Below are 24,415 nucleotides of genomic sequence, written 5' to 3'. Positions count from 1 at the left end.
GGTTCGTTTATATGATTGATTATACTGCTTGTTTTTGATGTTGCAAGCGGCCATGTCGGGTTGTCTGTTTCTTGATCTTCTCCCTTTCTCTGATGATGGCTTTTTCGCGGCCAAAGTAAACGTCGGCTGGTGTGACGTTGTTCAGGCTCTCGTGGTAGCGCTGGTTGTTGTAGTAGTCGAAAAAGATGCCGATCTGGTGTTCAAGATCGCCTAGCAGGTAATAGTTTTCCAGCAGAACACGGTTTTTCATGGTTTGGTGCCAGCGTTCGATTTTGCCTTGCGTCTGTGGGTGGAACGGTGCGCCGCGCACGTGACCCATCTTCCGTTTGTCCAGCCATTGGGCCAAATCGCCAGAGATTTAACAGGACCCATTGTCACTGAGCAGTCGTGGTTTGTGTCGAACGACGGCTTGATCACAGCCAGAAGTCGTAAGAGCCATCTCAATTGTGTCGGTCACATCATGCGCTCGCATAGTAGTGCAGAGTTTCCAGGCAATGATATAGCGGCTGTAGTCGTCCAGGATCGTGCTGAGATAATACCAGCCCCAGCCAATGATCTTGAAGTATGTGAAGTCAGTCTGCCACATCTCGTTGATAGCGGTCGTCTTGTCGTGGAATTCCGCTGCTGCTTTGATCACCACATGGCTTGGTGCGGTGATCAGGTCCGCGGCCTTCAAAATGCGATACGCCGAAGATTCTGAGATAAAATACCGCTTCTCGTCGGTGTATTTAACCGCCAATTCCCGTGACGTCAGGGCTTCAAAATCCAAGGCAAACTCAACAAAATCATCCCGTATCTGTTCAGGAATACGGTTCCAGACGGGCTTGGGGCATGGCGATCTATCTGCCAAGGCATCCAAGCCACCATCAAGGTAAAGGTCATACCAGCGATAATAGGTGGTGCGTGGAATGCTCGGTATATCCAGAGTTTTCTTTGTCGGCAGGTGAGAGTTTTCAACGGTGCGGATAATCTCCAGCTTTTCTGATTCAGGATGTCTCATTCCTCGAACTCCCCATCTGTCACCCGGCAGGTGATGCCTGCATCATCGAGAGGGCCCGATCATGCTTTTTTTGAGCGGGCGGTTTTCAAGAGTAAGGTCAGCAACGCATTCCTTCAGGTCCAAGGACTCTGAGCGCAGTTCCTTCACCTCCGGTGACGTGGCTTGACGACGGACAACACTCCCGCTTCCTCGCTACGGTCGCAAAGGTACGCCTGTGGGCATGAGGACCCCATTTCATCCGCTCGGGTTTGCCAACATATCCTGATGAAGATTTGGGAGACGGAAACACCCACTCCCGACTGAGCCCACGCAAGGGTGCCAGGATTTCATGGTGGAACTGCAGTATGGGCAAATCAAAGCTACGCCCATTTTTCGTCAGCGGTAGGTGGATGTGATCTTCACACACATTCTTCCACTCCAGAGACAGCGCCTCGGCCTTCCGAAGCCCCGTAAACAGAACAAGTTCATAGAAGACCTTGTGAATTGGATTGTGGAGGTTGTTCACCGTCACGCGCCATTGCTTGAGGTCTTCAATGATCGTGCCGTTGGGCCGCTCTTCATACCATTCGATTGCCATCGTCGGGCATTCCGGCAAGCCGATCGTCCGGCGCGTGTGATTGTAGACAGTTCGAAAGTACTTCAGCGTATGGTTGGCCGCCGACGGTGTCTTCGCCATTTCCCGATGACGGGTGGCAACCATTGATTTGCTGATCTCATCCAGCGGCAGTTTTAACCAATCCTTCAAATGTCGACTGAACTGCAATCTCATCCCGGTCTTGTGCGCTTCCGATCGCAGTTTCGGCCGCATCAAATAGGCTTCCATCGCAGCCTCCAGCGTGGGTGCCCCAATCTGGATTTGCTTACCAGCCCCCCTGCCCCAATCCAGGGCAAACGCAAGTGCGGTCTGTCGGGCCGCCTGCGCCGAGATAACCGGAAAGCGCCCGATCAAAACCCGCTTGGTCTGACCGCCTACATCCTTCTGAAAATACCAAGTCTTGGAACGTTTGCCGACAAACAGCACAAGCCCCCGGATCTCGCTGTCCCGGTGCTTGTCCGTGCCCGCTTTTGTCTGGGGAACCTTGAGGGCGAAGGTCTCTGTGAGCTTTGGCATTTTGTCTGCTTTTTGTAGTCCCTGAAGTTTCAAAAATCTCAGAAAAACACGGCGAGAAATTTGTGTGCAAGTAACGAAGCGGTTTAACCGTTCAAACGGATTAACAAACTTAGCTTAGGCAAGGGCAAGCAATGCATTGATATTATTAGCAATTAAATGGTCTAAAATCTTTCAGGACTTCTGCATCCACAATTACTCAAGCGTCCTTAAACAAAATAGACTTACCAGCCCGTAAATTCGGCAACAGCTTCATCTGAAACATTTCCTGCAATCGCATCTTCGATTGAACGTAGAATTATTTCTGTTCCTTTGTCCGCTTCTTCGCGGGTCAAAGTTAGCGGAGGGGTTAATTCCAACACATTTGACTGCATGCCAACGTAGTAGAAAACCGCACCAAGTTCCCAGGCGCGGTAAACAACTTTGCGGGTAAGGTCCGTCGCTGGCGTTTTTGCGTCATTGAGGACTAGCTCGATCCCAATTGCGAGACCACGCCCCCGCACATCACCTATCACCGGTTGTCCGGACTGCACGCTCTTAAAGGTTTTTATCAGGTAATCACCTGTTTCAGCGGCTTGCGTGATCAGGTTTTCGCGTTGAATTGTATCCAGAACAGCCAGAGCCGCTGATGCGCAAACCGGGTTTCCATGCAAGGTTTGCATCGAAAACGAGACTGTAACATTCATGATTTCTGCGGGGCCAATAACCGCAGAAATTGGCAAACCACCGCCAAGACCCTTGCCCAAAACAACGATATCGGGCGTAAAATCTTCCCACTCAAAACAATTCATCTTACCGGGGCGGGCAAGCCCTACTTTGACCTCGTCGCATACTGTCAGAATTTCGTATCGCGCACAGAGCTTTGCCAGCTTTCGCAAAAACCCCGCAGGAGGAACGATCAACCCACCATCAGCTTGTATCGGCTCGATGAAAAATGCAGCGACCTCTTCTCCGGGACAAGAGGTTTCAAGCAGAGTTTCGATATGAACAAGCAAGGCATTGCCGTTTGGGTCACCCTCATAGGGTCGGTACGGGTTTGGATAAGGCACAAGGGTGAGACCGCCGGATTTCGCAACACCTTCTTGCGCAGAATGGCCCGATATCGCCATCGAGCCCTGCGTGCCGCCATGATAGGCCCCCGTGAAAGCAAGAATTCGGTTGCGACCTGTCGCAGCGACCACTGCCCGTGCGACAGTTTCATTCGCGTCGCTTCCGGAATGCCCCAACCAGACGCGTCGCTCGCCCGACCCCGGAACAATTTGCAACAAACGTTCCGCTAACATTACTGCGGGCGCATTGGTGGAGGACAATATCGACGCGCCGGCCTGCGATTGCAGTGCAGAGTCAACACTCTGACGGATAGCCGGGTGACCATACCCAAGGCTGGCAGCACCCCAAGCACCCGAGAGATCAAGCAAACGTCGGTCGGAATCGTCGATCACATAGCGCCCATCGCCGCCTCTCAGCGCTAATGGAAAGAACCGCAATTTTTGCAACGCCGAAACGGACTTCCGGTCGCGATCATAGAGCGTTGCGTCTGACGTCATGGTTCCACCGTTTATGCTTGTAGTTCCGAGATCAGCTCGTCTGTTGTGACTTGCCGACAGTATCCTTTGATCGTTGAGACAGAATTATCGTGCCGTGCCTGAGTATAGGTCAGGCAGGCGTCCGTTACCTGCGTAACCAGATAGCCCAAATCACAAGCATCCCGGATTGCGCTTTCGACACACTGGTCGGTCAGAAGCCCAGAAAGCACCAATTGCTTAACTCCAAGATTGCGCAGAACGTAGTCGATATGCGTAGAAACAAAAACTGAAGAGGATGACTTTGGAAATACCATCTCGTCCCCCTCGGGTGCGATCTGGTCAATCACTTTGCCGTCCCATGATCCCTTTGGCACGTTAAAACCGGTTATCTTGTAATCAAGACTGCGGTCACGCCCATCCAGCGTCAGACTTTCAATGGTTGTATACATGACTTCGACGCCGGCCTTTCTGGAAAAAGCCTGTAGCCGTTGCATGTTTGAAATAATACGCGTTTCAAGCTGATCAAAATACCAGCCATATTTTTCTTCAAACTTTGCGGGAAGCAAATCTGAAAACTCGGCGCCATCACGATGCGCACTGAAATTCTGAACATCTATGAACAGAAGTGCAGAGTCTTCCGGCACCAGAGGAATATCTCTTGTAAGGGTCATCTCATATTTCCTTGAGTAAGCGATCAAATGCGTCCGAGAGTATCTCAGCCCAAAAAGCCTGCCCTTCAGACGTTTCGATATGGTCATTGCGAATTTCGATGAGGCTGTGTGACAGCCCGCACGCTTCGCCGTGATTTGGCACGAACCAATCAGAGACATCGTCTATCTGATAGGGCTGATTCATGCCTATTTTCAGTTCCGGTCGCGCGTCGGCCACAAACTTTGCCAAACATTCTGATGTGCGGGTGTCCCTGCGATAAAGAAACCCAATATCCCAAGGACGGTTCACACCGCTCATGGACCTAGTGAAACTATGTATCGAAAACGTGGCGCGGCGGGGGAAACTGGAAAGCTGTTTGGACACAACATCCTGAAACGGATCAAAAATCTCCTGTACGCGTGCGTTGCGGGATTGTGCATCCAGTAACGAATTCCCCGGAATTGATATTCCGTCACTGATCTCCGGAATTGCGTCTGGTGCTCCCGTCGGTCTGTTGCAATCAATCACCAGACGGCTGTAGCGCTGAAGCACGGCAGGTGCCCCCAAAATATGCGCTATGCGCCGGGTCACACCCTCGGCCCCGATGTCCCAACCAATGTGGCTATCCAGCGCTTCAGTGCTTATTCCCAAATCGCCCAGCCGTTTTGGAAGAGCTTGCCCGGCATGTTCGCAAACCAGAAGAACCGGATGGGTGGCTTCCGCATTCACAACTTCGACCGGGGCTGGATCATCAGGCCCAAGAAGTTGGGTATCAGTTACGTCAAAATGAACGAGGCTCATACCTTTATTGCTTTCAGGGCGGCTGACGGTATCAACCCATTCGGCCGGAACAGCAAAACAAGAACGACGATCCCAAGGCCTATAGGTTCACGGAATTCTTGAAATTCATGTGGTAAAAACGCCGCTAGGTAAATTTCGATAAAGCCGAGCAGGAACCCTCCGGCCACCGCTCCACGTAAACTGCCCAACCCACCAAGAATTGCGGCAATAAAAGCTTTTAGAACTGGCATAAATCCCATCAACGGGTCTACTGACGCGCGCTGACTTACCCAAAGCACAGCAGCAACACCTGCCAGCAGACCTGACAAAGCAAAGGCCCCGGCAATTACCGTATTCGCGCGAATACCCATCAATCGCGCCACACCAAAATCCTCGGCGGCTGCGCGCATGGCGATTCCGGTTTTCTGGTGTTTCATAAACCGATCAAGAACAACCAGCATCACGAGGGTTGAGACGATCGCAGCAATTTTGTTAACACCGATTACAAGACCACCAATCGTTACACTGTCAGACAAAAGTTGAGGAAGCAGAACCGGTTGCGATCGCGTTGAAATCAGGTTTTGAAAGAGTACCTGCAAAATCATCGCGACAGCAAAGCTCGTCACAAGCATTGTCGCCCCGGAACTGTTCCTGACAGGGCGAAACGCAATACGCTCCATAAGGACCGCAGCAACCATCGAGGCCGAAATAGCAAGCGGGACAGACAACAGGAACGGCAATCCCGCCAACCCACAATACATCAAGACATACCCGGCAATTGTCATCAGTTCGCCGTGGGCGAAGTTGATCAGGCCCATGATCGAAAACACCACCGCGAGCCCAAGTGCCAAGAGGGCGTAAGTGCCGCCTAGGGCAAATGCATTGACGGTTTGTTGTAAAAACAGGTCCATATCATTCACCTCCCAGATAGGCAGATTGCAAGGCATCTGATTGTGAAAGCTCAGATGCGCTGCCTGCCGCAACGATCTTTCCACTTGAAAGGACATATCCGCGGTCTGCGATGTTCAAAGCCATCGAGACATTCTGCTCAACAAGGGCAAGCGTGACACCTTGTTCGCGCAGCAAAGATATCAAATCAAATATCTGCCCAACAATTTTGGGCGCAAGCCCAAGGGATGGTTCATCAAGCAAAAGAAGGCGTGGATTGCTCATCAGCGCGCGGCCTACGGCCAGCATTTGTTGTTGGCCGCCCGAAAGAGTACCTGCAAATTGGTCTCTTCGTTCGTGGAGGATCGGAAAAAGCGTATACACACGCTCCCAGGCGTCGTTGACAGCGTCTTTGTCTTTGATGCTGTAAGCCCCCATTAACAGGTTCTCTGAAACGCTTAGTGTTCCAAAAACATGCCGACCTTCGGGTGACAAAGTCATCCCTGCTGGCGCAAGTGTTTCGGGCGGCCAATCGGTGATATCGGAACCGTTAAATGTAACTGTCCCGCTTGCAACGGGCACAAGCCCGACAAGCGCATTAAGTGTCGAAGATTTGCCAGCGCCATTAGCGCCAAGGAAGGCGACGATCTCGCCTTCCTTGATTTCAAAGTCGATTCCAAGCACCGCTTCGATAGGGCCGTACCGTACTTGCAACGACTGAACTGAAAGAAGAGGTGCCATGATATCTGACCTTACTGCATGCGTGGTGCTGGGATCAGCGAGGCGTCCGGGCTGGGCTGACCTACAAGTTCACGCGCACCGTCTTTCACACGAATAAGGGTGACTTCACGCACTGGCATGCCGTCTGTCCCCTTGTAGGTGATAAGGCTGGTTGCGCCCTGTACGTTTTCAAGATTTGCAATCGCATCCCGCAGTTCTTTTGGATCAGTGGAACCGCCCGCCGCGATCACCGCAGCTTCCAGCACTTTCACCAGATCGTAACCAACTGCGTTGAACACGGTTTCCGACGGGTTGCCGGTAATTTGCTCGTACTTGGCGTTAAAGGCTGCCAAAGGGCTGCCCTCGGTCGCGTGACCTGCGGTGGTGAAAACTACGCCTTCCCCAACATCACCAAGCGAGAAGGTCGTCGGGCTGTCAATCCCGTCAGATCCTATCACCTGGCTTGTCACACCTGCTGCCCGCAACGCTTTCAGCATCGATGGAAAATCAGGCTCGTAGGACGATGTCATAATTACGTCAGGTTGCGGTGACAATGCCGCGATCCGCGTTGCTATAGCTGAAAAATCCTGTTGGCCGATGGAATGTGTATCCTGCCCCAGTATTGTTCCGCCAAGCTTTTCAAACACTTCAGAGAAATAGAGCGGCATTGTCGTGTACTGAGTATCAGGTGAGTAAACAATGTAAGCAGAGGTATGCCCCTGTTCATATGCCCAGCTGGCGGAGACTGTCGCCTGAACGTTGTCTCCTGGGAAATTGGCGAACATGTACTCCCCACCAATCATAGGCAGCGTTGGCGAAGAGGCGCAGGTTGAAATGGCCGGTATTTCCGCCGAGGAAACGATACCGATAGCTGCAAGCGCCGGATCTGCATCGCAGGGCAGAATCAGCACAGATACGCCTTCGTCCACCAGCTCCTGCGCTGCAATTGACGTTTGCGCAGCATCAGAACGTACATCTTTTTCAATGAGCTCAATCATCACATTGCCGCCGATTCCACCGGCAGTGTTGATTTCGTCAACAGCTATGTGGAAACCCTCGACGACAGGCGAGTCATAGCCAGCAAGCCCACCCGACTGGGCCGTGGCTAAACCGATGCGCAGCGTTTCTGCTGCTGCTGGCATGCTAAACGCTGCTGCACCAAGCATTGTTGAGATAAGCAGGAATTTTTTCATTGGTTTTCTCCATCTGTTGTAGTGACAGTCAGTCTTTGTTTGGGCCCAGATAGGCCTCGATTACGGCGGGGTTGTTGCGAATTTCTGACGGTGAACCTTCGGCTATCAGGTGCCCTTCGTTCAAAACCGCGATGCGGTCACATAACTGGTTGATCAGCTTAAGATCATGGTCGACCAACAGAACCCCGATCCCCAACTCTTTCGCTAGCATCCGCAGCGTTTCCATGAGGCTGTCCGTTTCTTCCCAGTTCATTCCCGCTGCAGGTTCATCGAGGAACAGAAGCGACGGCAGACAAGCGAGCGCACGCGCGATTTCTACGCGGCGCTGATCTCCGTAAGACAACGTCCCGGCGTCATCATGCGCATGTCCGATGACACCCATTCGTTCAAGCGCAGCATCCGCACGAGCGGCGGCATTTACACCGCCTTTAGTTGACAACGCTGCAACCAGTACATTCTGATGTACGGTAAGATTTGGAAACAAACGAATGTTCTGAAAGGTGCGCGCGATACCCCGATCCGCAATTTCGTATGACACCAACCCAGACAACAATTCCTTGCCCCGGTGAAACTTTCCACTCGAAGGCTCTAAAACACCGGACAACATGTTCATCAAGGTTGTTTTGCCGGAACCGTTCGGCCCGATAAGTCCCATAATCTCGCCCGGCCGCAATGAGATTGATACATCGTTTACGGCGGTCAAACCGCCAAATCGCATGGTCATTCCTTTGGCAATCAAAGGCTGCGTGTCTTTTGTAGGCTGTTCAGTAGATGCAGTGACTTTGACGGCATGTGGGCGGGAAAAAACTCTTTCTTCCCATTCTTTCAAACCAGCAAGGCCTTCAGGCTTGCGAAACATGGCAAATAAAATAATTGCCCCGATGCCGATCTGCGTCGTTCCAAAGACTGCAGGCATCTCAAAACCAGCGAGTGAAAACCCACCTTCAAAACGGCGCAAAACCTCTGTCACAACTGTTATCGCGACGGCCCCTGTTACGGCACCTGTAACCGTGCTCATTCCACCGACAATCAACATTGCAAGCAGTAGGAATGTATCTGTGAAAAAGAACTTCTTAGGGCTGATCGCGCCAAGAAAATGCGCAATGAGAGCGCCAGACAATGCCATCAGGGCCGCGCTCAGCACCCAGGACACAAGGCGTTCTCGCCGTATACGAACGCCGACCGCACTTGCGGCAATTGCATTCTCCCGGCCAGCACGAAGACGCAAACCTGAGACGGAATCCCGATAGAGCCGCGCAATGATCAGCGCAAACATGCACCCGATAGCTGCTGACCAGAGTGTGGTTTCACGAGGGATTCCGAAAAACGTTTGTGACCCGCGCGTAACATCACGCCATCCGATCAACACACCATGTATAATGATCAACAACCCAAGCGTCGATATTGTGGCGGCGGACCCTTCAAGCTTTCCAAGAGCGATACCAATCAGCAAAGCCACAAAAACTGTAAGCATGATTGCGATGACTGAGGCCGGGAACAAGCCAATCTCTGTCGTTGCAAGCCAGTCTGGCAACTTAGGCAGGGTCGCCACTTTGAGATTGGCCGGCAAGGTAAGAAGCGATGCTGTATAGGCCCCGATCCCCATAAAGGACAGATGCCCAAAACTCAGAATGCCGCTATTACCACTATAGACCCCCATTCCGACCACAGCGATCAGTGAGATGAAAAACACGGTCAGTATCCGCTCGCTTGCCGCGCCGAGCGCACTTGCCAACAGCGAAGCGAGAACGATAGCAATCACAATCGCAAGAACAGAAGAAATTATGTGCTGGCGCGGTGAAGTTAGCATAACGAATCCCAGAAATTTTACCCTTTCAGTTTTGACTATATTTTTTCATAGTCAAGTTTTTTTATAAATTTGACAATTTATTTCCAAAATGCTTTTTGGTACATAAAAGGAGTCATGATGCAAGTTCGAGATCGAATTGAAGAACTCTCTGAAGAGCTGACCGTGACAGAACGCAAGCTGTGCACCGCATTGCTGTCAGACTATCCTTTTGCCGGACTCGAACCGATTCAATCCCTTGCCGAGATGACCAAAACATCCCCTCCAACAGTGTCACGCTTTGTGACCAAACTTGGATTCAACGGGTATCTGGACTTCCAGCGCCACTTGATCAGCGAATTGAAAGAGGGGCAGCGTTCTCCGGTTGATCTGCAAAAAACCAGCAAACCAGTTCAGGGTGCATTTCTGGCGAGCTTTCTCGGGCGCGCGAATGCATTGCTTCAGGAAACCTCCAATGCTGTATCCGAAGCCCAGTTCGAACGGATTTGCAGCTTGCTGTCGGACGAAAAGCGCAACATTTACGTCGTTGGTGGACGGATGAGCGACGCACTTGGCCTTTATTTGTCGCGCCATCTGCGACAAGTCAGAAGTAAAGTATATCACCTGCCATCTGATCCAGAAGTCTGGCCTGAATACCTGCTGAGGATGCGGCCAAAAGACGTGCTGGTTGTCGCAGATTTCCGCCGCTACCAACGCAGTCTTCACGCACTTTCGGAAAAGGCAGCAAACACGCGCAATGTGCAAATTGTCCTGATGACCGACAAATGGCTTTCACCGGTTTCCAAACACGCGTCCGAGGTACTGGCTGTTCCGATTGACAGCGGCACTCTGTGGGACAGTTATGCTGGCGCGATGGCACTGATTGAGGCGATAGTGACCCGAATCGCGGAAGCGAGTTGGAGCAAGACAAAAACCCGTATCGAAGCATGGGATTCGATGAGACTGGACTTTGGAGAACCGACCGATGATCAATAACCCGCTGATTTTTGCTGCTACTTCTGACCTTGCCGGAAAAACGCGCGGCAAAGCCTTTCCTGTTGCTGATCTTGAAAAACGGTTGCGAAAAGGTGTTGGTTGGACCCCAACAAACGTTATGATCACCTGCTTTGATGCCATCGCTGACGGCCCATTTGGAGCTTTGGGAGATTTGTTGCTGATCCCCGACTCCGGCACAAATGTCGAGGTGGATTTTCAGGATGGCGGCCCAACAGAGCGCCTTATGCTGGGTGACATCACGGATCTTGAAGGCAATCCGTGGGAATGCTGCACGCGTTCAATTCTGAAAGGTGCTCTGGAGCGGTTGAAAGCAGTGGGCGGTATCAGCCTCGTTTCAGCTTTTGAGCATGAGTTTCAATTCAAAGGCCCAACATCAAACCGAGGTGAAGCTTACTCTTTAGCTGGGTTCAGCGATCGCCGCGTCTTTGGCGAAGCGCTGATGTCAGCACTCGAATTTTGTGGGCTTGAGCCAGATACTTTCATGAAAGAATACGGTGCCAACCAGTACGAAGTCACCAACGGTCCCGATCAGGGTGTTCGTTCTGCTGACGCGGCTGTGATTTTACGGGAACTGACCCGCATGACCGCAAAACGTCTGGGAGAGGAAGTGACCTTCACCCCAATCCGCGATCCTGCTGGTGTCGGTAACGGCGTGCATATCCACATGAGTTTTCTGGATCAGAGCGGCGAACCAGCCACCTACGCCGGCGACGGGCCTGCTGGAATGTCGCCAGTCACTGCCTCTTTCATAGCCGGAGTTCTTAAATATCTTGATAGCATCATTGCATTGACAGCGCCCTCTGATGTCTCCTATCTACGCCTAACCCCGCATCGTTGGAGCGCGGCGTTCAACAATCTCGGTTTCCGAGATCGGGAAGCATCCGTGCGCATCTGCCCAGTCACGGGGACCGATCCGAAAAGTATCGCGCGTCAATACAACTTCGAGTACCGGGCTGCAGATGCGGCAGCATCCCCTTATTTGGCCCTGTCGTCAATTCTTCATGCCGGTGCGCAAGGGATTGAAGACGCGCTACCTGCCCCGGCTGTGACTGAAGAAGACCTCTCACTTCTAACAACCGAGGAATTGGAGCAACGCGGATACGTCCGCTTGCCCCAGTCTTTGGAAGAAGCATTGCAGCGATTTGAGAACAACAAAACTGTTTGCAACTGGTTCCCAAAAAACTTCGCGGCGGTGTACATCGCCCACAAAAGAGGTGAATTATCGGTCCTCGACGGGATGAACGAAGAAGATAGATGTGCCGCTTACGAAGCTGTTTATTAATTTCTGAATGGAGAAAAGCGTTCTACTTGTTGATCAGTAAATCTTATTTCCAGATTTCAGTCGTAAATGCGTTTGGCCATCGGCACTTCTTTCAGCAATAGGTTGATCGATGCAACCAACGCCATTTCTGCCGGGTTCATACTTCGCATTGGGTTCGTCAAAAAGTAAAGATCAACCGCTGGTAAGTTCGAGTATGGTGGCAATTGCCACAACTGGCCAAGATCGACGTCTTTTTGTGCAACATGCACGGGCAAAGCACCCACTCCAATCCCGGCTATAATCATGCGACGTACCTCGGGTAAGTTTGCTGAAATTCCCTTGAGATCGGGCTTCAGCAAAGCCATCTCTCTGAGTTGCGTAACTGAATAGAGCGGACCACTTTCCACATCGGTTTGAAATGAAACGGAACTTTCACCCTGCAACTCGGAAATCTTGATCCGCTCTTTCCCAAATAGTCGATGGTGCGGCCCACAGTATAGTCCAAAGTATTCGCGAAACAGGACACTGGCTTTCAGTGCGGGGTCTGGCTCTCTCATCAGACACAAGCCCATAGTTGCCCGGTTTTGTCGAAGGCGGTTAAGTACCTCCAGGCTTTCTGCAACCGAAATGGAATATGTAGCATCAGGGTGGACTTCATTGAAACGTTCAAGCGTTTCGTCGAAATGCGGTGACACCACATGGCTGGTCATCACAATACTTATGTGACCACTTATCCGGCTCTCTGCTTCCGTCATTAAACTCGGAATTTGTGACACCGACCCAAACATGGTGCTGCATTCACGATAAAGGATCTGTCCTGCCTCAGTGACAGCAAAATGACTCGGACGACGGTCGACCAAACGCTTGCCCACCGTGTCTTCCAATCGTTTCAAAGCGCTGCTTATTGTGGGTTGAGTAACGCCCAGAAAATCGGCTGCGCGGGTGATGCCCCTTCGGTCCACAACCACCATGAATGTGCGAAGCAAATTCCAATCCAGATTCCAAGGGAACCTCTGCTCGTAGGGTTTCATTATTAATCTCATCAATGTACTAAATAGATAGTATTTGTTTGCATTATGTAGAGCCGGCATGCAACAGATTTATGAGAGCGAAAACGAGAGCCGCTTCTGTTCACGCGGCCCGCTCACGGAAACACTGACAGGAAAGGACGCGACATGAATGCGTTTAGAAATATCTTCAGGGCGGTGGCTGTGGCCGGGTCCCTTACAGTTGCAATCGCAGGCTCTGCTTCGACTGCTTTTGCGGATGAGTTGGATGCCATCAAAGAAGCTGGTGTTATGCGTATAGCAATGAGCGGCGCTTACCCTCCGTTCAACTTCGTTAACGAGCAAAATGAAGTCGTCGGGTTTGACCCGTCAATCGGTGCGGAAATTGGCAAGCGCATGGGCATTGAGGTCGAGATTGTCACAACGGCCTGGGATGGCATCATCGGTGGTTTGCTTGCGAATAAGTATGACGCCATCGTCGGTTCCATGTCGATCACTGCAGAACGTGACGAAGTCGTTGATTTTGTTGGCCCTTATTACACAACAAAGCGCGCCATTTTCACAAAAGCTGGATCTGACATAACCAGTGTTTCGCAATTGGGTGATGCGACACTTGGCGTCACGCTGGGTGAAACGCACGAAGAATGGGCGCGTGACCTGGGATATACAATCCGCACGTACAAAGGATTACCCGAACTGCTGCTCGAACTCGACAACGGTCGTGTGGACGCCATCGTGAACGACTCGATCGCTGCAATTCTGGCGATGAAAGAAGTCGGTTATGACTTTGTCATGATACCTGACCTTGAAACCGAAGTTATCGGCGCGGGCATTGCTATCCGCGAAGGCAACCCCGAGCTGGCTGCGGCTATGCAAGCAGCCCTCGATTCAATGATGGATGACGGCACATACCTTGAAATTGCCAATAAATGGGTCGGCGGCGACATTCGCTGACCTCATCAACTTTGTGTCTGCCGGATAACTTCGGCAGACACGTTTGGCTAGGAAACCCCAAGATGACACCCGAATACGGCAAACTGACATGGGAAGAGGTGCGCGACGCAGACAAAGATCGCGTGGTTATCCTGAATGTGTCAGCGACCGAAGACCATGGTCCCCATATGCCGCTCGATACAGACACAGTGCTAGGAATGGCCGTGGCGAATGGCGTTGCCAAGATGGCCCCTGATGAAGTCTTCGTCATGCCCCCGATTGCCTACGGGTTCAACGAGCATCACAAGGATTTCCCCGGTGTCATATGGATTCAGCCTGAAACGCTGATCGCATTTGTAACCGACATAACCGCATCGCTGGCGCATCACGGATTTCGCCGCATCCTTCTTCTAAACTCGCACGGCTCAAATCATCCGGTACTTGATCTTGCGGCGCGCAAAACCGTGATTGCGAATGAAATCATCTGTGTCTCCGCTTCCTACTGGAATTTATGCGCCGACCGGATAAACGAACATCGAATGTCCGAGATTGGTGGCATCGCGCATGCTGGTGAATTTGAAGCTGCTATGTACATGCATCTGCAGCCCGAGTTTGTGCATATTGAAAAATCGACAAATCAAAACAAGCACAACCCCAGCAGCAAGTTTTTCAATCTGGATCTAGCCAAAGGTGGCGGCAAGGCCATGTTGATGCGCTGGTGGTCAGAAGCGTCACCCGATGGAACGATGGGTGATCCGACCGTCGCTGATCCGGAAACCGGGGCTAAGTTTCTTCAGGCAGCGATCGAAGAAACCACTGCGCTCGTTCGCGAAATTCGTGCGTTGCCAATATTGGCACGTGAAGACCACCATTAGGATGGAAAGAGAGAAAAATGGATTTTGATCTCATGATGAGAGTTTTTCCCTTCTTTCTTGAAGCGGCTTTGGTGACTGTCCAGCTCTCCATTCTGACTGCCATACTGGGTTTGATCTGTGGTTCGCTTGGTGCGGCGGCGCGATTGTCGCGCCTTCGTTTCTTCCGTGCGATCGGGGCAACATATGTCAGCATCATCCGGGGAACGCCTGCGCTTATCCAAATTTTCATCCTCTACTTCGGAGGGCCACAGATCGGCATACAGCTGGATGCTTTTTCAGCTGGCGTGATTGGCCTGAGCGTGAACATCGGTGCGTATATGACCGAGACTATACGTGGTGCGATCATCTCGGTTGACAAAGGCCAGATGGAAGCCGCACGCACGCTGGGCATGAGCCGCTGGCAAACGATGCGCAATGTCATAATACCCCAGGCCGCGCGCCTGATGGTTCGCCCGCTGGGTGTGAACATTAACGCTTTGATAAAGGGCACTGCACTGGTCGCCGCAATTTCAGTGATCGAGCTTACCTACACCGCTCAACGCTATATCGGCTCCACCTACAAACCGTTCGAGATGTTTCTGATCTCGGGCGCACTCTACATGATCATTATTTATGTAACGGGTCGCGGAATTGCCTGGCTCGACCGGAAAGTGCAGATCACATGATTATTCTGAACCACAGCGGGAGCTACCACTATGGGGCTTGATTTTACAGTTGTGCCAAAATTTTTCGACGTCATTTTCATCGGCGTCGGATGGACAGTTGCTATAACAATAGCTGCTGGCTTGCTTAGCTTTTTCGGTGGGATCGTTTTTGCAGTTGTTGCGCTCTATGGTCCTTTGCTGGTCCGCCTGCCCTTTCGGTTGTTCGCTTGGTTGTTCATGGGCACACCGCTGCTTCTTCAACTCTTCCTGATTTATTTTGGCCTCATACAGATCGGGATCGACTTGCCTGCCTTTGTGGCTGGGGTCGTCGGGTTGGGCCTGCATTTTGCCGTCTACAATTCAGAATTAATACAAGCCAGCATTCTGGCCGTCGACAAGGGCCAGAATGAAGCTGCAAGAACACTGGGCCTGAGTCGCGGTCAGGCTCTGCGCAAGGTCGTTATTCCGCAAGCTGTGCGCGCGGTCATTCCGCCAATCGGAAACAACATGATCGCATTGCTGAAGGATTCAGCCCTCGTGTCTGTCATCGGTGTCGCTGAACTAACGCTTGCAGCGCAACAGGCCATCGGGCGTACATTCCGGCCCTTCGAGTTCTATGTAACGGCTGCGGTTTGTTACTACTTCATCAACCTGGCTTTAGAAGCTGGTTTGCGGCGGATCGAACGCCACATCCAGTTGTCACGCTAGGCCCGAGCAAGGAGACAGATCATGTCAGATGCCCCATTTATAGAAATCCGGAACGCAGCAAAAAGCTTCGGTGCGCTCGAAGTACTCAAAGACATTAATCTGACTGTGGAAAAAGGCCAGATCGTTGCCATTATTGGCCCTAGCGGTTCAGGGAAATCTACGTTGCTGCGCGCGATAAATGAGCTTGACCCGTTGACCTCGGGTGAGGTGTGGCTTGACGGGGTGCAGATCAACAAGGACCTTCCATTTAGGCAATATGAAAAGCATGTAAATCAGGTTCGGCAAGACATCGGCATGGTGTTCCAGCACTTCAACCTATTTCCGCATTTAACGGTTCGCGGCAATATCACGCTTGCGCCCAAGATGCTCAAAGGTCTCTCCGACAAAGAGGTTAATGAACTTGCTGAAGAGCAACTGAAACGCGTCGGCATGCTGGAGAGGATTGACTACTACCCCAGCCAGCTTTCGGGTGGCCAGAAACAACGCGTCGCCATTGCCCGCGCGCTCGCGATGAAACCCAAAGTGATGCTGTTTGATGAGGCAACGTCCGCGCTCGACCCCGAATTGGTGGAAGAGGTTAACCTCGTCATGAAACAGCTTGCTGAAGAGCATATGACGATGATCATCGTGACCCATGAAATGGGCTTTGCGCAGGATGTCTGTGACCGTGTTCTATTCATGGACCAAGGATATGTTGTCGAGGAAGGCTCTCCGGATGTTGTGTTTCGCAATCCAACCCAGGACCGCACAAAAGATTTTCTGAAAAAGCACCTTCAAGGCCAGAACTGAAGTGAAAGACCTGCACATGACACGATCGTCGAATTTGTTCTATCAGTCGCGCCTCGCGCGTCCGATGCTGGATCGTGCTGAAGGGATTTACCTTTGGGACACATCGGGCAAGCGCTACCTTGATGGGTCAAGCGGGGCTATGGTCAGCAACATCGGCCACTCCAACCCCCGCGTGATCGAGGCGATGAAGAAACAGTTGGATAAATCTTCATTTGGCTACCGTCTGCATTTTCAAAACGAACCTGCCGAAAAACTTGCCCGGATGACGGCTGAATTGATGCCCGAAGGGTTGGACCGTGTGTTTTTTGTTTCCGGCGGATCGGAAGCTGTGGAAAGTTCTGTTAAGCTTGCGCGTCAGTATGCGATCACACAGGGCAATGATAAACGCTGGAAAGTAATCTCTCGCTTTCCGTCGTACCACGGGGGCACATTGGGGGCCGTCGCACTAACCGGGTATGACCCCCTTACCAAGCCTTTTGCTCCTATGATGCGAGAGATGCCGAAGATTCCGGCGCCCCTGTGCTATCTGGATCAAGACAATCTGGATGACGAAGCTCGCGGGTTGAAATACGCTGAGATGCTGCGGGACGAAATCATTGCGCAGGGCCCGGAAACTGTGTTGGCTTTTATCATGGAGCCCATTGGCGGCGCCTCTACCGGGGCCTTGGTGGCACCCGACAGCTACTACGGCCGTATCCGCGAAATCTGCGACGAATTTGGCATTTTGCTGATCTACGACGAGGTTATGACCGGCGCTGGTCGCACGGGTAAATTTGTGGCTTCAGAGCATTGGGGAATCACACCTGATATCGTGGCCCTGTCCAAGGGGTTTGCCGCTGGATATTCACCGCTTGGTGCCATGGTTGCAAAATCTGACATTGTTGATGCGGTACTGGACGCGGGTGGCTTCCTGCACGGCTTTACCTACGCAGGTAATCCGCTTGCCTGCGCTGCCGGGACTGCCGTTTTGACAGAGCTTCAGAGACTGGATCTGATCACAAATGCAGCGGCTATGGGTGAGATCCTGAAAAGTGAGCTTACCACCCTAATGGATCGATATCCGTTCATCGGGGATGTACGCGGCAAAGGTCTTTTGCTTGCGTTTGAGCTGGTTTCTGACCGCGAAACCATGGTGCCTTTGCCCAAGGGCCTTAACGCTTACAACAGGCTGGTCGATCTCGCTTATGAACGCGGCTTGATCATCTACTCACGCCGTACACGTGGCGGGATTGAGGGTGACCACTTTCTTGTCTGCCCGCCTTTGATCATAAACCGGCCTCAAATCGATGAAATCACAGCAACCCTAATCGAAAGCCTTGATTCGATGGCTGCCGAGATGAACCTGCCGGTGAATGTCTGATGCCGATGCCCGACAAAACCACCGACATGGCAGGCGTCATCACCCTGATCCCGGATGGGGCCAGTATCATGGTCGGTGGCTTTGGGGTGCCCGGCTCACCATTCTGTCTGATTGAGGAACTGGTTAGACAGGGCCAGAAAAACTTGACCATTATCAAGAATGATAGCAACGAGGCTGGCATGGGTGTCGACTGGTTGCTGCAATCAGGACAGGTCAAAAAGCTTATCACCAGCCACATCGGGCTAAATCCCAACGCCGTGCGACTAATGAACGAAGGCCTGATAGAGGTAGAATTCGTTGCACAGGGCATTTTGGCTGAACGCATCCGTGTCGCGGGCGCCGGTCTGATGGGATTTGTGACAGATATCGGGATGGGTACCCCTCTTGCCGAAGGTAAACAACGTGTTACTTTTGAAGGGAAAGAAGGAATTTTCGAACCTGCCCTGAAAGCAGACTTCGCGCTTGTACATGCGGATACGGCTGACCCATTTGGGAACCTGACCTTTAACGCAACAGCAAGGAATTTCAATCCGCTGATTGCAATGGCAGCCCGCTGCACTATTGCCGAGGCGGAAAGGGTGGTGCCTCTTGGAAAGATAGATCCAGGGCATGTGCAAACCCCTGCCCCCTTTGTCGACCACGTCGTGGCTTTACCAGATCTGCCGGAGGTCTATGGCATTGTTGAACGCTAAGGAACGGATGCTGCGCCGCGCAGCGAAAGATATTGAGGCAGGCATGACCGTCAATCTGGGGATTGGACTGCCGACACAGGTGATGACCTATGTTTCCAAGGATTTGCCCGTTTGCCTGCATTCTGAAAACGGCATTGCCGGTGTTGGTGCGCTTGTGACGAAAGACAAGGCAGACCGCAATCTGATTGACGCGGGTGGCGCTTATATTTCACCAGTTCCAGGGGCTTCCTATTTCGATAGCGCGGTCTCTTTCGCACTGGTGCGTAGCGGACGGCTTGACCTGACACTTCTGGGCGCCTTCGAAGTGGCAGCCAACGGGGATCTTGCGAATTGGATCATTCCAGGACGTTTTGCAGCGGGGGTTGGCGGTGCAATTGAACTGGCGCAAAAGGCGCGTAAAGTGGGTGTGATCACCACCCATACCGACAAGCACGGGAACCCAAAAATACTTGAGCGCTGCACATTGCCCCTGACCGCAATCAACTGTGTGGATCGAATTTACACTGACATGGCCGTCTGTGACATCACCTCGGAAGGCCTGATCCTAAAGGAGATCGCTGAGGGTGTTTCTGTCGAGGACGTCGTGAACGCCACCGGTGCTGATCTCACCATCCCAAGCGCTCCACTGCCTACGTTCTAATCGGGAAAGACCAATGGAAGCCTTAGAAAAATCCGCAATCCTGAACGCGGTTGATACGTTATTTGATAGCGAAATCGAGTTTCTTTCTGAACTCAGCAGTCATCCGTCAACACGCGGCAACGAACAATCCGCACAGGATTTCATGGCAAATGAGCTGCGGAATCGAGGGTATGACGTCGACCGCTGGAATATAGAGGTCGAAGATATTTGCCACCTGCCCGGCTTTTCTCCGGTCATCGGCAACTATGACGATGCGGTGAACGTTGTTGGCACACATAAAAGTACGACCAATAAAGGTAAAAGCCTTATCCTGAACGGCCATATCGACGTGGTTCCTGAAGGGCCGCTAGATATGTGGGACACGCCACCTTTCTCACCCCGCGTAGACGATGGTTGGATGTATGGTCGTGGTACCGGTGACATGAAAGCCGGACTGGCAAGCAATCTGTTCGCATTGGATGCGCTGCGCGAAATCGGTTACGTCCCGGCGGCTAATGTGCATTTTCAGTCGGTTGTCGAGGAAGAATGCACCGGAAACGGTGCGTTGGCGTGCTTGCAGCGCGGCTACAAAGCGGATGCCGCGCTTATCCCTGAACCATTCGATGAACAGCTCGTCAGTGCACAACTGGGGGTCCTTTGGTTTCAGGTGCATCTCAAGGGCATTCCTGTGCACGTTGCCTACGCCGGAAGTGGTTCTAACGCGATCGAGGCTGCGATTCCGCTGATTGATGCGCTTCACAAAATGGAAGCACGCTGGAATGAACCGCAATTCAGGCACGCCCAATATTGCAATCATGAACATGCGCTGAACTTGAATGTTGGCAAGATTGAAGGTGGCGACTGGACAAGCTCTGTCCCGGCATGGTGCGTATTTGACGTTCGAATGGGCCTGTTCCCTGGCCAAAGCATTGACGACGCTAAGCGCGAAATCGAAGAGGTGCTGATAGAGGCTGCGCAGGGGCATTCTTTCCTGCGAAACAACAAGCCCGAGATTGTTTATCATGGTTTTCACGCCGAAGGTTACGCCTTGAAGGACCACAAGGTCGCCTCAGCGCGTCAGGCTATCTCAAAACTCGAAAATGCCCATCACTTAGTCACAGGCAACGCTTTGAATATGGCCCCGATCACAGCCACCACCGATGGGCGGTTCTTCGGGCTTTATGCAGACACCCCTTCCTTGGTTTATGGACCTGCGGCTGAATCAATTCATGGCTTCAATGAACGCGTCGATCTTGAATCCGTGCGCCGTATTACCCAAACAACAGCGCTGTTTATCGCCGACTGGTGCGGTCTGGAAAAACTCTGAAAGGGTCTGAAATGCGCGAAGCTGTCATCGTTTCCACCGCTCGAACACCTCTTGGCAAAGCCTATAGGGGAGCCTTCAACAATACTCAGGGGCCTGTTTTGGCGGCGCATGCGATACGCGCGGCGGTGACGCGTGCTTGGCTGGAAGGGGGTGAGATTGAAGATTTCACCATGGGGTGTGCGCTGACCCAAGGCACCACAGGTATCAATGCAGCCCGTCATGCGGTTTTTGCTGCGGGCTTGCCTGATACGATCGCTGCCGCAACAATCGACCGGCAGTGCGCCAGCGGGCTTTCAGCCATCGCCACCGCCGCACATCAGGTAATGCATGAAGGTGTCGATGTTACCCTTGCAGGAGGTGTGGACAGCATTTCTCTGGTTCAGAACGACAAATGGAACGGGCACCGATATAAAATCAGATCGGTGGCAGATAACTATTATATACCCATGCTTGAAACTGCCGAGGTTGTCGCGAAACGCTATGATATCAGCCGCGAAGCGCAGGACGAATATGCACTTTCAAGCCAACAAAGAACGGCCAAAGCCCAAGCAACTGGCCTCTTTGACAATGAGATAATTCCCGTCAAAACAATGAAGTCGGTCAAGGATAACGCCACAGGTGAAACGTGCGAAGAACCCGTGATGCTTAGCGCGGATGAGTGCAACCGACCGGGCACTACCCTTGAAGCTTTGCAGGGGCTTGCTCCGGTTATGGGCGAAGATCACTGTGTTACTGCGGGCAACGCCAGCCAGATGTCAGACGGGGCGTCGGCCTGCGTTATCATGTCGTCCAACGAAGCGGCCCAGCGCAATCTGGAACCCTTGGGTATCTTCAGAGGCATGGCTGTTGCAGGATGCGCACCCGAAGAGATGGGCATTGGTCCAGTTCTTGCGATCCCGCGTTTACTTGAACGGCACGCTCTTAAGGTGCAGGACATCGACCTTTGGGAAATCAACGAAGCTTTCGCTTCACAGCTTCTCTATTGTCGTGAGAAACTTGAAATCGATCCTGATCGGCTCAATGTCAACGGCGGCGCTATCTCTATCGGTCACCCCTATGGGATGAGCGGCGCGCGTATGACCGGGCATGTTTTGCTGGAAGGGAAACGTCGCAACGCGAAACTGGCTGTCGTGAGCATGTGCGTCGGTTGGGGCATGGGTGCCGCTGCGTTGTTCGAGGTTCTCTGTTAGGTAAGCGAAATAAAATAAGAAATATGGAACTTACGCGGCAAATTACGTTCAACAGGAGATCCGAGAATTCAGATGTTCGCCTCAGAAACCCGTACAAATCTCGTTGGATTAAGTAACTGAATTAGCTTTGGCGCCACCGGTAGATGCTTGAACGGCTGACACCATAAATTTCGCCCTGCCCTGGCGACGTGGCCAGCCACTTCAGTGTGTCTAAGTATCCGCAATTTTCACTGTATCTACGTCAATCCTTGGCCATGAACTTCTTCGTCTTCCCAAACCAGAGAGGTTAAAGAAAATGCCCCGCGAGAGCGCCTTGGGTGTGGTGCAATCAATGCCCGCTTCATGTTCAGGCAACCACTGCACTCCAAGCTTTGTAGGACTCCTGCTACTGCTCGCCCACCCCTCACGCCATGCCCTTCAATCATGTCCATGTCGTCCCCGGTCTCCCGGTTCTCCGCACAGACGTAAGGCGTGTCTTCGGCACCGAAGCAGTAGATAATCCAGGTTTCATGTCGCGTTGTCTCGTCCCATTCTAAACCCTGAAGAAATTCGATGATCGGGTGTCAGGAACTCTTGACGCAAAAAATCCAGATGGCATCCAAGAGTTTCTTCTTTGAATGCCGTCGTTAAAGTTCGTCTTGCCATATGGGATTAGTCCAAGCACGTTTGCCTGCTCCGTCGATTATCGTCACGCGCAACCACGGGCTTCGATCCGGCACCAGCCAACCGACGTCAAGGTCAGCAAGATTGAGCGTTGCACGGGTAATGGATTTGCCGTGTGATTTAACGGAACGCGATGTGCCGCCGACAACGGAAATAGAATCTACGGGCGAGCACTCAATATTGATCTGATCTTCGGAAATGGACAGAGAATGGATTTGCGGGCCTTGGCTGGAGTAGTAGTTTCCTAATTTGAGCGCATTGAGCAAATCGTCAGGTTCCAGGCTTTCCGCTTTCACATGAACCCAACCGCCAAAAGCATCATCATGGCCACTTGAAAAATGAGCATCATCAGCTGCATAAGCAGTGAGGCGTTTTCCTTCATTTGCCATTTGGTCAAGCAAATATCAACCTTCACCCCGGTCGGTTTGAACCGCACTGCCATGATTGTATATTTCCACCGCTTGAGCCACATTGATATTGCGCGCATCTTCCATTGTGAACTGTGACCATGCCGGATGTGCGATAGCAACAAAAGCACCCGCTTCAACTGCTCTACGAGCAATTTCAGGGCCTGTTTCCTCGTCACCGCACGGTTCAAAATCCAGTGGGAGACCGGCAGCAAGTATGTGCCATAGCTCCCCGACGCTTGTTTTAGGCGCGTGCAACTCAGCCCCGAGTATTGTTGTAAAACTGTTTGAGCGCATACTTCGCGTATCAGCCATCGGCCATTTAATTTGTTCAACAAAATGCTCCGACATCATGAGAAAATCATAGCCGGCATTCTTGTATGCTTCGACCACACTCTCTATGGGTAAAGCTCCGTCAGAAAGTGTCGAATGTGTATGGAGATTGCCGCGCCAGAAACGCCCCGGCAAAGAGAAAGGTGATATGTTTTTCATTAATTTACCTTTGAAAGCGGGTGCTTATTATAAAATGTCATATATGGACGGCGTTACTGCACAAATCGGCCTGAGTTCAGGTTGTCCCTCCATCTTCAGTGGGGATCAGCTATAAAACCACAGTTTCTCAATTTCATGATCAGAACGATCCCATCTACACCCATGCTCGGTCGTTCGTTGTTGTAAGTCCATAGCCATTTATGGAGTGCTATCAGAAGAAACTTGCTTCAGGCGGATCAAGTGATTTCGTAACCTTGGGCACGAGCACATGCAGCACATTTCACTCCGGCAAAGCGTCACTTGAAGCAACCCTTCTGGCGGTGACGTTCTATGCCCGCTTCCCACTATCGTTACACAACACTGAAAACCGGCGACACGAACGCGGGATCGACATCAGCCACCAGGCCGGTGGCTTTGGTGGAACGGTTTGTTCCAATATTTTGCCACCCTCTTGCCAAGTGGTGCGATCTTTGTGTGGTCTAACGAATTGCCTGAGTTGGGAAATTGAGGCGAGTTGGAATTCCTTTGGCTACCCAAATTCGCGTTTCAATCGTATAGGTATTCTCGGCTCACGCCCGATTCAAACGCATTTATTACCTAAATCGTGACACCTCCCATTTAGCCGTCAATAACACACGCGCTCAAGTCAGACACTTCTGACCGCCGGGATTTTTGGCTGGCTGATGTGGTATCTGGTCGCCAACACCGCCCATAACCTTGAAGTGCGCGGCATGAACACCGGCTTTGGCTTTATCAAAAGCTCGGCCGGGTTTGATATT

22 protein-coding genes and 2 pseudogenes are annotated in these 24,415 nt (G+C 51.9%); 12 read left to right on the top strand and 12 right to left on the bottom strand.

Features of this window, described 5'->3' with window-relative positions:
• Positions 1 to 19 precede the first annotated feature (19 nt).
• From J4E70_RS19435 to J4E70_RS17615, 9 genes and pseudogenes are all read right to left on the bottom strand, one after another.
• Positions 20 to 1,168, bottom strand: a pseudogene (locus J4E70_RS19435) (IS3 family transposase); the annotation flags it as partial.
• A pseudogene (locus tag J4E70_RS17650) lies at positions 1,156 to 2,111 on the bottom strand (tyrosine-type recombinase/integrase); the annotation flags it as partial. The pseudogenes J4E70_RS19435 and J4E70_RS17650, both read right to left, overlap by 13 nt.
• Before the next feature lie 221 nt (positions 2,112 to 2,332).
• Positions 2,333 to 3,655, bottom strand: a complete 1,323-nt coding sequence (locus J4E70_RS17645) for an aspartate aminotransferase family protein (RefSeq protein ID WP_213890995.1) — start codon at positions 3,653 to 3,655, stop codon at positions 2,333 to 2,335.
• An 11-nt stretch (positions 3,656 to 3,666) separates the two neighbouring features.
• Entirely contained in the window at positions 3,667 to 4,305 is a 639-nt protein-coding gene (locus tag J4E70_RS17640) for a cysteine hydrolase family protein (protein ID WP_213890993.1), read from the bottom strand.
• A 1-nt stretch (position 4,306) separates the two neighbouring features.
• Positions 4,307 to 5,086 carry an N-formylglutamate amidohydrolase gene (locus J4E70_RS17635; protein ID WP_213890991.1) on the bottom strand — a complete coding sequence of 260 codons (780 nt, stop codon included), beginning with the start codon at positions 5,084 to 5,086 and terminating at the stop codon, positions 4,307 to 4,309.
• Positions 5,083 to 5,976 carry a branched-chain amino acid ABC transporter permease gene (locus J4E70_RS17630; protein WP_213890989.1) on the bottom strand — a complete coding sequence of 298 codons (894 nt, stop codon included), beginning with the start codon at positions 5,974 to 5,976 and terminating at the stop codon, positions 5,083 to 5,085. Before J4E70_RS17630 ends, J4E70_RS17635 begins: the two co-directional genes overlap by 4 nt.
• A gap of 1 nt (position 5,977) precedes the next feature.
• On the bottom strand, positions 5,978 to 6,694 hold the full coding sequence (locus J4E70_RS17625; protein WP_213890987.1) for an ABC transporter ATP-binding protein: 717 nt from the start codon (positions 6,692 to 6,694) through the stop codon (positions 5,978 to 5,980).
• Positions 6,695 to 6,705: 11 nt separating this feature from the next.
• Complete coding sequence (locus tag J4E70_RS17620) at positions 6,706 to 7,866, bottom strand: ABC transporter substrate-binding protein (protein WP_246531842.1); 1,161 nt, start codon at positions 7,864 to 7,866, stop codon at positions 6,706 to 6,708.
• 28 nt (positions 7,867 to 7,894) lie between these two features.
• Complete coding sequence (locus J4E70_RS17615) at positions 7,895 to 9,676, bottom strand: branched-chain amino acid ABC transporter ATP-binding protein/permease (RefSeq protein WP_213890985.1); 1,782 nt, start codon at positions 9,674 to 9,676, stop codon at positions 7,895 to 7,897.
• 114 nt (positions 9,677 to 9,790) lie between these two features.
• Between J4E70_RS17615 and J4E70_RS17610 the strand changes: the two genes are divergently transcribed.
• Both J4E70_RS17610 and J4E70_RS17605 read left to right on the top strand, forming a co-directional pair.
• Positions 9,791 to 10,648: a MurR/RpiR family transcriptional regulator gene (locus J4E70_RS17610; protein ID WP_343229484.1), complete on the top strand. Its 858-nt coding sequence runs from the start codon at positions 9,791 to 9,793 to the stop codon at positions 10,646 to 10,648.
• On the top strand, positions 10,638 to 11,951 hold the full coding sequence (locus J4E70_RS17605) for a glutamine synthetase family protein (RefSeq protein ID WP_213890983.1): 1,314 nt from the start codon (positions 10,638 to 10,640) through the stop codon (positions 11,949 to 11,951). The genes J4E70_RS17610 and J4E70_RS17605 overlap by 11 nt, the downstream gene beginning before the upstream one ends.
• A 56-nt stretch (positions 11,952 to 12,007) precedes the next feature.
• Here the strand turns inward: J4E70_RS17605 and J4E70_RS17600 are convergent, their stop codons facing one another.
• Positions 12,008 to 12,961 carry a LysR family transcriptional regulator gene (locus tag J4E70_RS17600; protein ID WP_246531841.1) on the bottom strand — a complete coding sequence of 318 codons (954 nt, stop codon included), beginning with the start codon at positions 12,959 to 12,961 and terminating at the stop codon, positions 12,008 to 12,010.
• A 144-nt stretch (positions 12,962 to 13,105) separates the two neighbouring features.
• On the opposite strand from J4E70_RS17600, the gene J4E70_RS17595 reads away from it, so the two are divergent.
• The 10 genes from J4E70_RS17595 to J4E70_RS17550 all read left to right on the top strand — a co-directional run bounded on the left by J4E70_RS17595 (position 13,106) and on the right by J4E70_RS17550 (position 22,074).
• Positions 13,106 to 13,891, top strand: coding sequence for a transporter substrate-binding domain-containing protein (locus J4E70_RS17595; RefSeq protein WP_213890981.1), 786 nt, complete (start codon positions 13,106 to 13,108; stop codon positions 13,889 to 13,891).
• 62 nt (positions 13,892 to 13,953) lie between these two features.
• Positions 13,954 to 14,745 carry a creatininase family protein gene (locus J4E70_RS17590; RefSeq protein ID WP_213890980.1) on the top strand — a complete coding sequence of 264 codons (792 nt, stop codon included), beginning with the start codon at positions 13,954 to 13,956 and terminating at the stop codon, positions 14,743 to 14,745.
• Between the two features lie 17 nt (positions 14,746 to 14,762).
• On the top strand, positions 14,763 to 15,410 hold the full coding sequence (locus J4E70_RS17585; RefSeq protein WP_213890978.1) for an amino acid ABC transporter permease: 648 nt from the start codon (positions 14,763 to 14,765) through the stop codon (positions 15,408 to 15,410).
• 30 nt (positions 15,411 to 15,440) lie between these two features.
• Entirely contained in the window at positions 15,441 to 16,097 is a 657-nt protein-coding gene (locus J4E70_RS17580; protein WP_213890976.1) for an amino acid ABC transporter permease, read from the top strand.
• Positions 16,098 to 16,118: 21 nt separating this feature from the next.
• On the top strand, positions 16,119 to 16,886 hold the full coding sequence (locus J4E70_RS17575) for an amino acid ABC transporter ATP-binding protein (protein ID WP_213890974.1): 768 nt from the start codon (positions 16,119 to 16,121) through the stop codon (positions 16,884 to 16,886).
• Positions 16,887 to 16,902: 16 nt separating this feature from the next.
• Positions 16,903 to 18,246, top strand: a complete 1,344-nt coding sequence (locus J4E70_RS17570; RefSeq protein ID WP_213890972.1) for an aminotransferase family protein — start codon at positions 16,903 to 16,905, stop codon at positions 18,244 to 18,246.
• On the top strand, positions 18,246 to 18,938 hold the full coding sequence (locus J4E70_RS17565) for a CoA transferase subunit A (protein ID WP_213890970.1): 693 nt from the start codon (positions 18,246 to 18,248) through the stop codon (positions 18,936 to 18,938). The genes J4E70_RS17570 and J4E70_RS17565 overlap by 1 nt, the downstream gene beginning before the upstream one ends.
• Positions 18,919 to 19,578 carry a 3-oxoacid CoA-transferase subunit B gene (locus J4E70_RS17560; protein ID WP_213890968.1) on the top strand — a complete coding sequence of 220 codons (660 nt, stop codon included), beginning with the start codon at positions 18,919 to 18,921 and terminating at the stop codon, positions 19,576 to 19,578. The genes J4E70_RS17565 and J4E70_RS17560 overlap by 20 nt, the downstream gene beginning before the upstream one ends.
• Positions 19,579 to 19,591: 13 nt before the next feature.
• On the top strand, positions 19,592 to 20,884 hold the full coding sequence (locus J4E70_RS17555) for an ArgE/DapE family deacylase (protein WP_213890966.1): 1,293 nt from the start codon (positions 19,592 to 19,594) through the stop codon (positions 20,882 to 20,884).
• Between the two features lie 11 nt (positions 20,885 to 20,895).
• Complete coding sequence (locus J4E70_RS17550) at positions 20,896 to 22,074, top strand: acetyl-CoA C-acyltransferase (RefSeq protein ID WP_213890964.1); 1,179 nt, start codon at positions 20,896 to 20,898, stop codon at positions 22,072 to 22,074.
• Positions 22,075 to 22,700: 626 nt separating this feature from the next.
• Here the strand turns inward: J4E70_RS17550 and J4E70_RS19650 are convergent.
• Positions 22,701 to 23,138, bottom strand: a complete 438-nt coding sequence (locus tag J4E70_RS19650) for a CehA/McbA family metallohydrolase domain-containing protein (protein WP_343229483.1) — start codon at positions 23,136 to 23,138, stop codon at positions 22,701 to 22,703.
• A 3-nt stretch (positions 23,139 to 23,141) separates the two neighbouring features.
• The gene (locus J4E70_RS19645; RefSeq protein ID WP_343229482.1) at positions 23,142 to 23,636 is read right to left on the bottom strand and encodes a PHP domain-containing protein; all 495 of its coding nucleotides are present in this window, start codon (positions 23,634 to 23,636) and stop codon (positions 23,142 to 23,144) included.
• Between the last annotated feature and the right edge of the window lie 779 nt (positions 23,637 to 24,415).

The organism is Pseudohalocynthiibacter aestuariivivens (genome assembly GCF_018457175.1).
In the GTDB taxonomy this organism is placed as follows: Bacteria; Pseudomonadota; Alphaproteobacteria; order Rhodobacterales; family Rhodobacteraceae; genus Pseudohalocynthiibacter; species Pseudohalocynthiibacter aestuariivivens.
This window is presented reverse-complemented; position numbering and strand designations above follow the sequence as displayed.